The sequence below is a fragment of the Roseburia sp. AF02-12 genome, assembly GCF_003461765.1.
Taxonomy (GTDB): domain Bacteria; phylum Bacillota; class Clostridia; order Lachnospirales; family Lachnospiraceae; genus Roseburia_C; species Roseburia_C amylophila.
Genome location: NZ_QTXS01000001.1, coordinates 1,410,614 through 1,426,121, shown reverse-complemented (window position 1 = coordinate 1,426,121; position 15,508 = coordinate 1,410,614). Strand labels below are relative to the sequence as shown.

Sequence of the window (15,508 nt, the reverse complement as noted above, 5' to 3'; positions counted from 1 at the left end):
TTTTATCTAAGGGGGATAGAAAAATGGAACTTGTTGACATCAGAGATTTATTTCACCATCAGGAAGATTATGTAGGTAAGAAGATTACCGTCGGAGGCTGGGTAAGAAGTAACCGTAATTCTAAAAACTTCGGATTTATCGTAGTAAATGACGGAACTTTCTTTGAACCACTGCAGGTAGTATATGCAGACGGACTGGAGAATTTTCAGGAGCTTACCAAAATTAATGTTGGTGCAGCTATTGTTGTTACCGGAGTGCTGGAAGCTACACCGGAAGCAAAACAGCCATTTGAAATTCAGGCAGAGGAAATCGTAATTGAAGGCGCATCTGCACCAGATTATCCGTTACAGAAGAAACGTCACAGCTTCGAATATTTAAGAACTATTTCACATTTAAGACCACGTACCAATACCTTTGAGGCAGTATTCCGTGTACGTTCCCTGATTGCATATGCAATTCATAAGTTCTTCCAGGAGAGGGACTTTGTCTATGTACACACTCCGCTGATTACCGGAAGTGACTGTGAGGGTGCGGGAGAAATGTTCCAGGTTACTACCATGGACTTAAATAACATTCCACACAAGGAAGACGGAAGCATTGATTATACACAGGATTTCTTTGGAAAACCAACCAATCTTACCGTAAGTGGACAGTTAAACGGAGAGACCTTTGCACTGGCGTTCAAAAATATTTATACCTTTGGACCAACCTTCAGGGCGGAGAATTCCAATACTACAAGACATGCTGCAGAGTTCTGGATGATTGAGCCGGAAATTGCATTTGCAGATCTGGAAGATGACATGGTACTGGCAGAGAGTATGCTGAAATATATTATTTCCTATGTTATGGAACATGCACCGGAAGAAATGCAGTTCTTTAATTCCTTCGTAGACAAGGGACTGATTGAACGGCTGAATAATGTATTACATTCCGATTTCGCAAGAGTGACTTATACAGAAGCCATTGAACTTCTGGAGAAGAATAATGATAAATTTGATTATAAGGTATCCTGGGGCTGTGACCTTCAGACCGAGCATGAGCGTTTCTTAACAGAGCAGGTTTTCAAGAGACCGGTATTTGTAACAGATTATCCAAAGGAAATCAAAGCCTTCTATATGAAACTCAATGAGGATGGCAAGACAGTTGCAGCAGTTGACTGTCTGGTGCCAGGAATCGGAGAAATTATCGGAGGAAGCCAGAGAGAGGATGACTACGATAAATTATTAGAAAGAATCCATGAACTTGGATTAAAAGAGGAAGATTACAGCTTCTATCTTGATTTACGTAAATATGGTTCTGCAAGACATGCAGGCTTCGGACTTGGATTTGAAAGATGCGTTATGTATCTTACCGGTATGGCAAACATCCGTGATGTCATTCCGTTCCCAAGAACCGTTAATACCTGTGAATTGTAAGAGCAGCAGGTTATAAAAGAAGTATATAAAAGAAGGGCGTATGAAAAAACTTTCGTTTTTTCATACGCCCTTCTTTTGAATCATGGATTGATTTTATATAAGATAAATAAAGGGAGGTATTTTGCTTAACCCATAATTACTTCAACAGTAACTTCTTTCTTAGACGGATCAAATGGAATTATATTGCCATCAGCAATAGCACCATCTACTGTAAGAACCTTGACACCTTTCTGTACACCATTTGGATTCTTTACCTGGATGTGATAAGTTACACCACGGAAATCACGTTTTGCGGTAAAACCGGATAAAGTAGATGGAATACATGGGTCAATTACAAGACCATCATAATCCGGACGGATACCTAAGATATACTGGGATACATCAAGGAAAGTCCATGCAGCAGTACCGGTAAGCCAGCTGTTCTTTGCTTCACCGAAGTTTGGTGCATCTTTTCCGGCAATCATCTGAGAGTACACATATGGCTCAGTGCGGTGGATTTCGCTGATATCTTCGATATAAGCAGGACAGGTTCTGGTGTATACCTGCCATGCACGGTCGCCACGTCCAACGACTGTTTCTGCAATGGAAATCCATGGATTGTTGTGACAGAAGATACCTGCATTTTCTTTGTATCCAGGTGGATAGGAAGAAATTTCACCGAGCTCTACATGGTATTTGTGATAAGGTGGCTGCAGCAGTACAATACCGTATTTGGTATCTAAGTATTTTTCAACAGACTGCATTGCCTGAAGACAATTGCCTGCTTTCAGTCCGATTTCTGCCATAACACAGAATCCCTGCGGCTCGATAAAGATTTTACCATCGTCACATTCTTTGGAACCGATTTTCTGTTTGTAGTGGTCGTAAGCTCTTAAGAACCATTCGCCATCCCAGCCGGCATCGAGAACGGTTTTTTCCATGGAAGCAATTGCTTCTTCCGCTTCTTTGGCTTCTTCTTCCAGACCTCTGTGTTTGCAGATTTCTACATAATCTTTACCATATTTTACAAACATGCCTGCGATAAATACAGACTCTGCATTTGGCCCCTCAGATGGTCCGAAGGTCTGGAAGGATTCACCCGGCTCTTCTGAGAAGCAGTTTAAGTTCAGACAGTCATTCCAGTCAGCACGTCCAATCAGAGGAAGTCCATGTGGTCCTAAGTGTGTTCTGGTATAGTTGAAGGAACGTCTTAAATGTTCCATAAAATCGGTTGCTTTGCTTTCGTCATTATCATAAGGAGTGATTTCATCTAAAATGGAGTAATCTCCGGTCTCCTTGATATAAGCAGCAGTACCGGCAATGAGCCATAACGGGTCATCATTGAATCCGCTTCCGATATCAGCATTTCCTTTTTTGGTAAGTGGCTGATACTGATGGTAAGCACTTCCATCCTCAAACTGGGTAGATGCGATATCTAAAATACGCTGTCTTGCACGGTCCGGAATCAGATGAACAAATCCTAAAAGATCCTGACAGGAATCACGGAAGCCCATGCCTCGTCCAATTCCGGATTCGAAATAGGAAGCGGAACGTGACATATTAAAGGTAACCATACACTGATATTGATGCCAGATGTTTACCATACGGTCTAACTTCTCTTCGGAAGAAGATACGGTAAAGTGGTTTAAAAGGTTATTCCAGTATTCTTTTAATTCTGCTAAAGCAGCGTCAGCTTTTTCTGTGGTATCAAAACGTTTTAATAATTCTTCTGCCGGTTTTCTGTTGATGCATCCGTTTTCAGCAGGACCATCCCATTTCTCGGCAACCGGATTCTCTACATAACCCAGTACAAAAACAAAGGATTTTGATTCGCCCGGTGCAAGAGAAACCTTGATATGGTGGGAACCAATCGGAGACCAGCCGCTTGCTACAGAGTTCTTAGAGGTTCCGTTTATGACAACTTCCGGCGCGGAATTTTCGCCATAAGCACCAAGGAAAGATTCACGGTCGGTATCGAATCCGGCAAGCTGGGTATTTACAGCATATACCGCATAATGATTACGGCGTTCGCGGTATTCTGTCTTATGATAAAGGGCAGAGCCGTGAATTTCCACTTCACCAGTACTGAAGTTACGCTGGAAGTTTGTCATATCATCCATGGCATTCCACAGACAGAATTCTACATAAGAGAATACGGAAATTTCTTTGTGTTCGCTGCCGTGGTTGGTCAGTGTCAGTTTGTTAATCTCACAGGTATTTCCCATAGGAACAAACATGGTCAGCTCTGCGGATAACTGATTTTTGCTTCCCTCAAAAACAGAGTAGCCTAATCCATGCCGGCACTGATAGGAATCTAATTCAGTCTTGGCTGGCATCCATCCCGGATTCCAGATGGTGTCACCATCTTTGATATAGTAATAATGTCCATTGCTGTCATAAGGAATATTGTTGTAACGATATCTTGTAAGACGAAGGAGCTTGGCATCTTTATAGAAACTGTATCCTCCGCAGGTGTTAGAAACCAGTGAAAAGAAATCTTCACATCCTAAATAGTTGATCCATGGAAGTGGAGTCTTTGGGGAAGTGATGACATATTCTTTCGCTGCATCATCGAAATGTCCAAATTTCATAATTAAATAACCTCCTTAAATACAATAAGTCCGAAAACGATTAAGAGAGGTATTTCTTTAGGTTGAGTATAATATAAGAATCAGGAAAAAGCAACAGAAATATTGAAGAAAGTATGCATTTTAGGAGAAAAGAGCGAAAATGACAGCTTTTTGTCATATGAATCGAAAACACAGAGTGATAACGATTAAGTAAAGAGAAAGAAAAAAATCGACTTAATATAGAAGAAAGAAAACAAGATTAGTAAAAAATGCACAAAACTGACGACTTAAAACTGGATAACTGTTACAAATATACAAAAAATAGTTGCATTTCACACTGGATATGTTATGATAAAGCTACGAAAACGATTAAGAAAAGCAACTCAAAACAGTGAGGTGCAAAAGATGGTATCTTTAAAAGACATTGCGAAAGAATGTGGTGTATCAACTGCAACAGTTAGCAAAGCACTGAATGGACAACATGATATTGGAGAAGAAACAAAAGCAAGAGTAAGAGAGACAGCAGAGCGGATGGGGTATTTTCCAAATGCAGCTGCCAGAGCATTAAAGACCAACCGTTCCTACAATGTAGGAGTCCTGTTTCAGGAAGAAGCAGGAAGTGGTCTGACACATGAATATTTTTCAGGTGTGCTAAATGGAATTAAGGTGCAGGTTGAGAAGATGGGATATGATGTAACATTTATCAACAACAGTTACGGAGTAAAGAAAACCTCATTTTTTGAACATTGCAGATACCGGAACTTTGAAGGAATCGTTATCGTGTGTGCTGATTTTGCCAGCCAGGGAGTGCTTGAATTAATGAACAGTGCATTCCCGGTAGTGACCATTGATTATACACATTACAATTGCACAGCAGTTTGTTCCAATAATGTAAAAGGAATGGAAGAGCTGCTGAAGTATATATATAAGAAGGGTCACCGAAAAATTGCTTACATACATGGACAGAAAAACTCGAATGTAACAAGAGAAAGACTTACAAGCTTTTACCGGACGATGGAAGAACTTCATATTAAGGTAAATGAAGATTACATTCGGGAAGCTGCTTATCTGGAAACAAGGGGAGCGGCGGAGCAGACAGAAATTTTACTTGATATGGATGACCCGCCAACCTGTATTCTTTATCCGGATGACACCTCTTTAATCGGAGGAAAAAACGTGATTATGGAACGTGGGATGCATATCCCGGAAGATGTTTCTATTGCAGGATATGACGGAACAAGAATTTCCCAGTTATCTCATCCGAGAATCACAACGATTCGTCAGGATACAGAAGAAATAGGAAGAGAAGCAGCACGGCGTCTGATTGATGCCATCGAGAAACCGAGAACTACTCTCATAGAGAGAGTCGTTATAGAGGGCACATTGATTACCGGCCAGTCGGTAGGAGAACTGCCTGAAACAACATCCGAAGAGGATGAAAAATGAGAAGGAGGAGAACTCAATGAAAAAGAAACTTATCAGTACTTTATTATGCGTATCCATGGTAGCAGCTATGGTAGCTGGATGTGGATCAGGGGATGACACAAAGGATGCGAACAATGATACATCCAACACAGAAGGAACAGCAGATGCAGATACGGACACAGACAGTGGTTCTGATTCTACAGAAGTAGAGAACACCATCACCGGTGATCCAAGTGCAGATGATGCATTCGTAGTATGGGGCTGGAACGATGACATCAAGAACATTTTGGATGGACCGTTTGCAGAGCAGTACCCAGACCTTGCAAAACGTATCGTATTCGTAAATGCAGGTGGATCTGATTATTATCAGACAAAGATTGATGAAATCTTAGATGATCCTGATAATGAATTGTATCCAGACCTGATGGGACTTGAGGTTGACTACGTTTTGAAATATGTAAACAGTGACTGGCTGACCTCAGTTGGTGACTGTGGAATTACAGCAGATGATTATGCAAATCAGTATCAGTACAATCTGGATCTTGGAACTGTATCCGGCGAAGATTCTTCTGATGCAAACAATGTAAAAGCATTATTCTGGCAGGCTACTCCTGGATGTTTCCAGTTAAGAGCAGACCTTTGTGAGAAATATCTTGGAACAACTGATGTAAATGAATTAAGCACAATGTTCTCTACATGGGATGGTGTTCTTGATGCAGCAAGAAAAGTAAATGATGCATCTAATGGAAAATGTAAACTGTTCTCCGGTTATGATGAGTGCTTCCGTGTACTTTCTAACTCAAGAGCAACCGGCTGGTATGGCGATGACGATGTTATTTCTGTTGATGATAACATGACACAGTATATGGAACTTGCTAAGACAATGGTAGACGAAGGATTAACCTATGAAACAGACCAGTGGTCAACAGACTGGTATGCAAACATGGAAGGTGACGGCGAGACATCTAATGCAGCAGTTGCTTACTGTGGATGCCCATGGTTCACATACTGGAGCTTAAAAGATACCTGGAAAGGTAACACAATCCTTGTAAATGCTCCGGAACAGTTCTACTGGGGTGGTACAGGACTTGCAGCAACAGCTAACTGTGCAGACAAAGAAATGGCTGGAACAATTATCAAAGCATTTACCTGTGACACAGACTTCATGGTATCTATCAATGCAAAGAACAGTGATTTCGTAAACAACAAAGAAGCTGTTAAGAAGATTTCTGAAGCAGGCGCAACATGTGACTACTTATATGAAGCAGCTGGTCAGGATATCATGGCATTCTACTTACCAATGGCTGATTCCATCAGTGCTAAGAATGCAACAGCAGAAGATCAGAACATCAACTCTGCTTGGTCTACTCAGGTGAAAGAGTATGCAGCAGGAAACAAGGATAAAGATACTGCAATCGCAGATTTCAAATCCGCAGTACATGACTCCTATTCATACTTAAAAGCTGAATAATCAGTAAAAGAACAATAACTATGCTGCCCTTTCCGGCATGGGAAGGGCAGCATTTATAAACAAAACTATTGGAGAGTTATTTTAAAATATAGGGAAATGGAAGATGGATTGAGAGGAGTTGGCAAAGATGGACAAAAAGAAAAAACGTAAACATATTGAATATGGCAGATATGGATACTTCTTTATCGCCCCATTCTTCATTGCATATTGTCTGTTTCAGTTATGGCCGTTATTTAATACATTTTACTATAGTACATTAAGCTACTATAAGAGAAACGGTAGAGAATTTATTGAATTTTGCGGATTAGACAATTTCAAAAATATTCTCGGACTGACAGCCGGTGAAAAAGGATATGCATTGATTTATTTGAAAAATACACTGACAATGTGGGTATGTAACTTTATTCCACAGATTTTAGTTTCATTGTTACTGGCAGTATGGCTGACTGATAACATTGTAAAATTAAAAGCTCAGGGCGCATACAAAATTATTATTTACTTACCTAGTATTATCACAGCAGCGTCTGTATCTGTTTTATTCAATGCAATGTTTTCCCAGTATGGACCAATTACACAGACTTTACGTGATATGGGAATCATTTCACAGAAATTTAACTTTATGACAAGCGTCGGCGGAACGCGGGGATTAATATCATTTATCCTCTTCTGGATGTGGTATGGAAATACAACCCTGTTGCTGATATCAGGAGTTTTGGGAATTGACCCAAGTCTTTATGAAGCGGCTGATATCGATGGAGCAACCGGATGGAAGAAATTCCGTTATTTAACACTTCCATTATTAAAACCGATTATGTTATACGTATTGATTACTTCCGCAATCGGTGGTTTACAGATGTACGATATCCCGGCATTATTCAATGTCAGTAAGTCAGGACTTATCGGACAGCCGGATGATTCATCCACAACAATGGCAATGTACATCATGAGATTATATCAGAGTGATGTAGGTAAGGCAGCAGCAGTATCTGTATTCCTGTTTATTCTGACCTTGATTATTAGTCTTATCTTCTTCGGAACGATGACGGATCGGAGCGAGAAGAAACATAAGAAAGGAGGGAATCGATAATGGCAAGTTTTGATATGGCAATGAGCGGACAGACATCCCAGCCAAAACAGAAAAGTTATTCGAAAGTATTACATACAAAAAGAGCAATCCGAGGTTTGATTTGTATCCTCTTTTGTCTCCTTAGTTTACTGCCATTCCTTTTAATGGTTATGAATGCGACCAGAACTTCTGGAGATATTCAGGCAGGTGTATCCTTGATTCCTTCCTCCCACCTGATGGAGAACTGGAACATGCTTCTTCAGAAGCAGAATGGTATGAGATTAACATTAGGAAGAGCAATGTTGAACTCCTTATGTATCACAGTACCAGGTACCTTCCTTGCAGTATATTGTTCCTGTATGACAGCTTATGGAATTCATGTATATAACTTCAAAGCAAAGAAGTTTGCATGGGCGTTCATCATGGCAATCATGATGGTGCCGAACCAGATTACAATCATTGGTTTCTACCGTTTTATGTTAAAACTGAATCTGGTAGATACTTATATCCCATTGATTATTCCTTGTATCGCAGCACCGGCAGTTGTATTCTTCATGAAACAGTATATGGAAAGTACCTTATCCATTGAAATGATTGAAGCTGCACGAATTGACGGAGCAAGAGAATTCCGGATTTTCAATACCATTATCATGCCGATTATGAAACCGGCAGTAGCAACACAGGCAATCTTCCAGTTTATTGCACAGTGGAATAACCTCTTTACCCCAACCATCATGTTAACAACTGATGAGAAGAAAACACTTCCATTGTTTGTACAGATGCTGACATCTGATCAGTTCCGTGTAGATTACGGTGTTGTATATGTAGGTCTTACCGTAACGGTACTTCCGTTAATCATTGCTTACCTTATCCTTTCAAAATACATTGTAGCAGGTGTAGCACTTGGTGGTGTAAAGGGCTAATAAAAATACAAGTAATTCTTTTTTTCCATTTCCTCATACAAAATATAATTAAGCGCAAAGAGAGGTTGCCGAAAGGCAGCCTCTCTTTGTGGTCTCTTTGTGGGTGAATACAATCGCTTGCAATTAGACGAGTTCTGTGATACACTTTCAAACGTTGCAAGTACCCCGTAAAACCAAGGTCTTTGGGGAAGAAGAAACCGAGTGTTCGAGACCTTCCACTCGTAAAACAAAACTAGAGGAGACAAAAGAATATGAGAAACAAAAAAGTATTATTTATTGTGCAGGCTGCGTTAATTGCAGCAATCTATGTGGCACTGACTTATCTTAGCAGTATTGCAGGACTGGCATCCGGTACGATTCAGGTGCGTATTTCAGAAGCATTATGTATTCTGCCAGTATTTACGACTGCAGCAATTCCGGGATTATGGCTGGGATGTTTTCTGGCAAATATGCTGACAGGCGGGATTCCGGTGGATGTTGTGTGCGGAAGCATTGCAACTTTGATTGGAGCGTTTGGAACTTATGCATTAAGAAAGCATAAATTCGCATGTACATGGCCGCCGGTTATTGCAAATATGGTGATTGTACCTTTTGTATTACGCTATGGTTATGGCTTTATTACAGAATATAAAGGCGTTGACTGGTCGATTCCATTTAATGCACTTACTGTCGGAATCGGAGAAGTTATCACCTGTGTGATTTTGGGCAGTGTATTACTCCGGGTACTGAATAAGTACCGCAATGTAATCTTTCATGAATAAAAATAAAATAATACTTGCAATTTAAAATGCCATAAAATATAATGGTTTTAGACCAAAGAGGGTATATTCGAAAGAATATGCCCTCTTTTTACATCTGAAAAATACTTAAAGAGGGTGATTAATTGAAAACATTAGAGACAAATGACTGGATGATTTTAAATAGTATTATTTATAAGATTTATACGACGGAAGATGCAGATATTATGCGGGAGCAGTTTTTAGAGCAGATGAAGATGGTGCTGGATTTTGACAGTGCAGATTTTTTTCTCGCAGACAGCCAGGAGAGCAGGCATCTGGTAAGACCGGTCACTTATAATTGTGATGATGAATCCTCGATGTATGATGAAATGAATTCGAACCGCGGAATTGTATATAGCGGAAAGAGTCTGGTGTACCGGGAAACAGATATGATATCGGATGAAAAAAGGGTACAGACAGAATATTATCAGAAGGTGTACCGGCCAAATAACTGGCATTATGCAATCCAGATGATATTGGGAAGAAATAAAGAATTTTTAGGCGTTGTCACTTTTTACCGGACAATCGGAAAAGATAATTTCCAGTATGATGACATTTTTATTCTGGACATGTTGAAAGACCATCTGGCATTCCGGTTATATAAGGACGGACAGCAAAAGGATGAAAGGGCAGAGAAACTAACGATAACAGAAGTAACAGAGAAATATGAACTGACAAAGCGGGAGCATACGATACTGCAGCTTCTGATGCAGGGAAAGGATAATCATACCATCTGTGAAGAATTGTCCATAAGCGTAAATACATTAAAGAAGCATATCTTAAATATCTATCGGAAGCTGGGTATCAGAAATCGTGTTCAGATGTTTAAGATGATTAAAGAAAAAGAGTGATTTTTCTATATCGAAAAGATGATGGAAAAGGAGATTTTTCTGTGAATGAGGCAGAGAAATCTTCTTTTTTTTGTTTACGCGAGTAGCGAGAAAAATCGCATGCTTGCATGCAGATTTGGCGAGCACCGCGATAACTCGAGAAACTCGCAAAGCGTGTTTCTCGTAGTTTAAGTTGCCAGGCATCCGCAAGAAGATGCCAGTGGCAGGTTTTGCAGTTATAAAATTTTTCTGAAATAACAGAAGGGCATATTGACTTATTAAGAAGTGGCAGGTATGATGGCAGTATCGAAAGCAAATCATTTGCTTTGATTTCGTAGAGCGGGAATATTTCCCAGATTCATTGGCATTTTCGCCAAAATTTCCAAGAAACAGGATGAAAAGTAAAAAAGAGACGGTAAAAGAGTTGGAACAAACGAACTGGTTTGGGTTGTCAAGTCGGGACTCTTTTACTATAATGAAAGGAGAACTATTGTGTATGGCAAGAAAATGTAAAAGCTATGAGGAACTGGAACTTTCCGATGATTTCATGTTTGCAAAGGTGATGCAGAACAAGGCTCTTTGCAAGGAATTGCTGGAACTGATTATGGGCTTTCCGATTGCGGATATTGTATATCTGGAGGAGCAGAAAACTCTGGATGTGGCAGCAAATGCCAAAAGTGTGCGTATGGATGTGTATGCTGCGGATGAGAATCAGACGATTTATGATATTGAGATGCAGACAGGAAAGAAAAAGCATCTTCCGAAACGAAGCCGTTATTATCAGGGAATCATAGATATTGACGAGACAGATAAGGGAATCGAATATCAGAGCTTAAATAAAAGTTATGTAATATTTATCTGCACCTTTGATCCATTTGATGCGGGCAGACATATTTATTCCTTTGAGAACCGGTGCATACAGGATTTGAATCTGGAACTGGGGGACGGAACAGGGAAAATCTTTTTGAGCGCAGTGGGGCGGCAGAACGATGTCAGCGCAGAGATGAAAGCATTTTTGGAATACTTGTCCAAGAAAACAATAGAAACAGACTTTGTGCATCGACTGGACCGGGAAGTTCAGCGGGTCCGTGATAACCAGAAATGGAGGAAAGAGTATATGCAAAGACAGTCGGATTGGATTGAAGATAGAGAAGAGGCAAAAGAAGAAGGAAAATTAGAACTGCTGAATCAGTATGTAAGCGGAATGAAAGCTAAGAACATATCAGAAACTGAAATAAAAAATAATCTGATGGATATTTTTGCATTGCCGGAAGAGGAAGCGGATAATTTATTGCAGGGTGGTAAAGAACAGTAAAATATATATTGGAATAGCATGATTTAAGGAGAAGGTTCGCTATTGTCATAACCGATGGAAAGGGGCAATAGGGAATCTTTTTTTTACTTTACAGGAAATTGCTTTCCTGTAAAATAAAAAACGCTCCGCGAGGATGCACACTGCGGCGTATAAGGTAGATGTCGCAAGCGACCGCCGCAGGCGCGAGAATGTGCCAAGGCACATCCTTTGTTACGATAAACTTGAAAATATGTTTCAAGTAGTTTATGGCAGGAGCAGAATTTGACAATCTGGGGTATAATAATTGAAGAAGAAAAGAGAATGAGGAAGATGATATGATAGAATTTAGACCAATAACCATAGATGACAGAGACTGGATGAGTGAAAAACTGAGGGAAGATAACCGACAGGGCTGCGAATACAGCTTTGCAAATAACTTTATCTGGTCTGTGATATATAAAGTGGAAGTGGCAGAAGTCTGCGGCTGCTGCGTGATAAAATTCGATGCAGAAGGGGAAGACTGTTATGCATTCCCAATTGGAGCCGGAGATAAGAAGGCAGCAATTATGCAGCTCCTTACACATGCAAAAGAAGATAACAGCAAGCTCTATATTGAAAGTATTGAGGAGGCAGACCGGGAGTTTTTAGAAACGTATTTTTCCGGTATTTTTCAGATCGAAGAAAACAGGGACAGCTTTGATTATATTTATACAGTGGATAAGCTGACCAGTCTGGCAGGAAAGAAGCTTCATGGCAAACGAAATCACATAGCAAGATTTAAAGATGACGAGGATTGGAGTTATGAGCCAATGACAGCGGAAAATAAGCAGGAATGCTATGATATGAATCTTAAGTGGTGCGACCGGAGAGCCTGCAAGTGGAATGAGGATATGAGTGATGAGCAGTGTGCCCTGAATCAGGCAATGAAATATTTTGATGAGTTGCATTTAGAGGGCGGCATATTGCGTAAGGCTGGAGAAATCGTAGCATTTACCATAGGAGAACGATTAAATTCCGATACTTATGTCGTGCATTTTGAAAAAGCATTTCCGGAAATACAGGGTGCTTATCCAATGATTAACCAGCAGTTTGTAATGCATAATTGTCAGGAGTATAGTTATGTAAACCGAGAAGATGATGCCGGGGATGAAGGACTGCGAAAGGCAAAATTATCCTATTATCCTGATATTTTGCTGAAAAATTATACTGCACGGGAGATTTAAGATGGAAATACGGTTTGCAACAAAAGAGATGATTCCACAGATAAAAGAGATTTGGCATCGGGGCTTTGGGGATGAAGAGGACTATATGGAATTCTATTTCACGCACCGGTTTACGGAAGAAAATATGCTGGTGTGTATGGAAGATAAGAAGCTTGTGGCAATGACAACATTTCTTAAGGCGTATCTTGTGACCGGGGAAGGTGAGATACCGGTACATTATGCTTATGCAGTAGCAACCCTGCCGGAATACCGGGACAGGGGCTATGCAAAAATGCTGTTAGAAAAAGGAAAACAGCATTTTCAGACACCGATTGTCTTAGAACCAGCCAGCGAAAGCCTCATATACTATTATGAGAAGCTGGGATTTTGTATGGCATTTTGTGTAGCAGAGCGAACCATTCTTCCGGATGAAATTGCAGAAGCAAAAGGGGAAGAAAAAGGGCAGCAGGAATACTGGCTGCTTACAGTGACACCGGATGAGTATGTGCAGCTTCGGGATGCTTATTTTATGGGAAATGGTTATATCCGCTGGGATAAGGATGCAATTACTTATGCGTTGCTGGAAAATGACTATGCAGATGGTTATGCTTATAAAGTGCAGCATCATGGCAGAGAGGATCTTTTATTATTCCGGGAAGAGGAAAAGGCAATCGAAGTATTGGAAACAACTTTGTCAGAGCAGGATTTGCTGGCGGTATTAAAGCGTCTTCGGATAAAAGTTCCGGTCAGAGTCAGAAAATCTTTGGCGGCAGTTGAAAGAGAAGAACGAGCCGGAAATGATAAAAAAGAACAGGGCTATCAGAAAAAAGATTTTGGCATGATAACCGGCTGTGATGAGGCGGAGAATGGGTACTTGAATCTTACGCTGGAGTAGAAACTTTATGAGATAAATTCTATATGAGAGAAGAATTTTATAAGAAGATAATGAAATGCTACTTTAGGATAGCAAGTATGAAAGGAGGTTTTATATGATTGGAATATATATCTGGATTCCGTTTGTAGGAACATTTTTAGGGGCGGCCTGTGTGCTGTTTATGACTGGGGAGTTGAAGCCGCTGGTGCAGAAATCCCTGCTGGGATTTGCATCCGGAGTCATGGTGGCAGCGTCGGTATGGTCACTATTGATTCCGTCTTTGGAAATGTCAGAAGAAATGGGAAGGTTGTCATTTATTCCGGCAGCAGTTGGATTTGCCCTTGGAATTGCATTTTTGCTGATTTTGGATAGGATTATTCCGCATTTACATTTAAACAGTGATGAGCCGGAGGGAATTAAAGTACACCTAAAAAAAACAACCATGCTGGTACTAGCAGTTACCTTACATAATATTCCGGAAGGGATGGCAGTGGGTGTAGTATTCGCAGGATTTCTGATGGGCAGCGGAAATATTACTTTGACAGGAGCACTTGCCCTGGCAATCGGTATTGCCATTCAGAATTTTCCGGAGGGTGCAATTATATCCTTGCCACTTCGCAGTGAAGGAACCGGAAAAGGAAAAGCATTTCTTTATGGTGCACTGTCTGGCATTGTAGAACCGATAGCTGCAATTATAACCATTGCAGCAGCATCCATAGTGATTCCGATTCTGCCGTATCTGTTATCGTTTGCAGCGGGCGCCATGATTTATGTGGTAATCGAGGAATTGCTGCCGGAGGCATCCACAGGCAGCCATTCGAACATTGCAACCATATGGTTTTCAGTAGGATTTCTGCTGATGATGATACTGGATGTGGCACTGGGATAGAAAATCCCGGATAGCTGATAATTTGAGAAACATCTCATTTTTATCAGCTATCCGGGATTTTTTTACTGTCGGGAAGATAGCACTTTTAAGATAAATTCAATAATTTCTGTATTGCTTCCTGCATTTCCGGGTGCTTCCGGTATTGCAGAATCAATTCTTTTTCATGTCTGGTCAGAATAATTTTTTCGGAATCGTCATAACCGAAAGTTCCAAGAATGTCATTGATTTTATATATTTCGCATAAGAGCAAAAGCGTATCGGCATCCGGCTGGGTCTGACCGCTTTCCCAGCCATAAATAGTTTTTGGCGCTACCGGGACAGATTTCTCACTTAACTGGATTGAGACATCCGTTACGGAAAGCTGGTTGCGTTTGCGATATTCTTTTAATACTTTTGCGATGTTTGCATTTTTCATTTTTTCACCTCTTTTTTAATCATAAACTAACATATTTTGAACGTCAAACAATTCTCGGATAACGGGAAAAATGAATGTTGATATTCTCTTTAAGAAAGAATATAATGCTATTTATAAGAAAATATTCCCGGAGTCAGAGAATATTATGAGTTGGAATCTTTTAAAGAGAGAAAGAAAATGGCAAAGACAATAACAGAAAAATTAGCAATATACATAGCAGATAATCATTTATCCGTAACACAGGTTGCACGGGATACCGCCATTTCGGAGGATAAACTGCAGGTGGGAGCAAAAGAAAGCCTGAACGCAACAGAGTTTCTGGAATTGTGTTCCTATTTGAATGTGAAACCGGAAGAATTGAAGAAATGGTGAGTTA

14 protein-coding genes are annotated in these 15,508 nt (G+C 40.3%); 12 read left to right on the top strand and 2 right to left on the bottom strand.

Annotated elements, in window-relative coordinates:
• Nucleotides 1-23: 23 nt before the first annotated feature.
• Nucleotides 24-1,415 carry an asparagine--tRNA ligase gene (gene asnS, locus DV740_RS06945; protein ID WP_117697991.1) on the top strand — a complete coding sequence of 464 codons (1,392 nt, stop codon included), beginning with the start codon at nt 24-26 and terminating at the stop codon, nt 1,413-1,415.
• Nucleotides 1,416-1,540: 125 nt separating this feature from the next.
• On the opposite strand, the gene DV740_RS06940 is transcribed toward asnS, so the two are convergent.
• A complete protein-coding gene (locus DV740_RS06940; RefSeq protein WP_118087744.1) occupies nt 1,541-3,985 on the bottom strand; it encodes a GH36-type glycosyl hydrolase domain-containing protein in 2,445 nt (814 codons plus the stop codon).
• A 384-nt stretch (nt 3,986-4,369) separates the two neighbouring features.
• Between DV740_RS06940 and DV740_RS06935 the strand changes: the two genes are divergently transcribed.
• The 10 genes from DV740_RS06935 to DV740_RS06890 all read left to right on the top strand — a co-directional run bounded on the left by DV740_RS06935 (nt 4,370) and on the right by DV740_RS06890 (nt 14,717).
• Nucleotides 4,370-5,410: a LacI family DNA-binding transcriptional regulator gene (locus DV740_RS06935; protein WP_117947540.1), complete on the top strand. Its 1,041-nt coding sequence runs from the start codon at nt 4,370-4,372 to the stop codon at nt 5,408-5,410.
• A 16-nt stretch (nt 5,411-5,426) separates the two neighbouring features.
• Nucleotides 5,427-6,860: a hypothetical protein gene (locus tag DV740_RS06930; protein ID WP_147340207.1), complete on the top strand. Its 1,434-nt coding sequence runs from the start codon at nt 5,427-5,429 to the stop codon at nt 6,858-6,860.
• A gap of 127 nt (nt 6,861-6,987) precedes the next feature.
• Entirely contained in the window at nt 6,988-7,947 is a 960-nt protein-coding gene (locus DV740_RS06925) for a carbohydrate ABC transporter permease (RefSeq protein ID WP_117697995.1), read from the top strand.
• Nucleotides 7,947-8,849 (top strand): carbohydrate ABC transporter permease, encoded by a 903-nt coding sequence (locus tag DV740_RS06920; protein ID WP_022243701.1) that lies wholly within the window; start codon nt 7,947-7,949, stop codon nt 8,847-8,849. The genes DV740_RS06925 and DV740_RS06920 overlap by 1 nt, the downstream gene beginning before the upstream one ends.
• A 251-nt stretch (nt 8,850-9,100) precedes the next feature.
• The gene (locus DV740_RS06915; RefSeq protein ID WP_022243700.1) at nt 9,101-9,610 is read left to right on the top strand and encodes a QueT transporter family protein; all 510 of its coding nucleotides are present in this window, start codon (nt 9,101-9,103) and stop codon (nt 9,608-9,610) included.
• Between the two features lie 122 nt (nt 9,611-9,732).
• Nucleotides 9,733-10,479, top strand: coding sequence for a helix-turn-helix domain-containing protein (locus DV740_RS06910; protein WP_118057304.1), 747 nt, complete (start codon nt 9,733-9,735; stop codon nt 10,477-10,479).
• 475 nt (nt 10,480-10,954) lie between these two features.
• Nucleotides 10,955-11,773, top strand: coding sequence for an Rpn family recombination-promoting nuclease/putative transposase (locus tag DV740_RS06905; RefSeq protein WP_158561535.1), 819 nt, complete (start codon nt 10,955-10,957; stop codon nt 11,771-11,773).
• A 314-nt stretch (nt 11,774-12,087) separates the two neighbouring features.
• Nucleotides 12,088-12,975: a DUF2156 domain-containing protein gene (locus DV740_RS06900; RefSeq protein WP_117697998.1), complete on the top strand. Its 888-nt coding sequence runs from the start codon at nt 12,088-12,090 to the stop codon at nt 12,973-12,975.
• Between the two features lies 1 nt (nt 12,976).
• Entirely contained in the window at nt 12,977-13,849 is an 873-nt protein-coding gene (locus tag DV740_RS06895) for a GNAT family N-acetyltransferase (protein ID WP_118087741.1), read from the top strand.
• A 94-nt stretch (nt 13,850-13,943) separates the two neighbouring features.
• On the top strand, nt 13,944-14,717 hold the full coding sequence (locus DV740_RS06890; RefSeq protein WP_118087740.1) for a ZIP family metal transporter: 774 nt from the start codon (nt 13,944-13,946) through the stop codon (nt 14,715-14,717).
• An 85-nt stretch (nt 14,718-14,802) separates the two neighbouring features.
• Here the strand turns inward: DV740_RS06890 and DV740_RS06885 are convergent, their stop codons facing one another.
• A complete protein-coding gene (locus DV740_RS06885) occupies nt 14,803-15,132 on the bottom strand; it encodes a helix-turn-helix domain-containing protein (RefSeq protein ID WP_117698000.1) in 330 nt (109 codons plus the stop codon).
• Nucleotides 15,133-15,309: 177 nt separating this feature from the next.
• On the opposite strand from DV740_RS06885, the gene DV740_RS06880 reads away from it, so the two are divergent.
• Entirely contained in the window at nt 15,310-15,504 is a 195-nt protein-coding gene (locus DV740_RS06880) for a helix-turn-helix domain-containing protein (protein WP_118087739.1), read from the top strand.
• Nucleotides 15,505-15,508 lie beyond the last annotated feature (4 nt).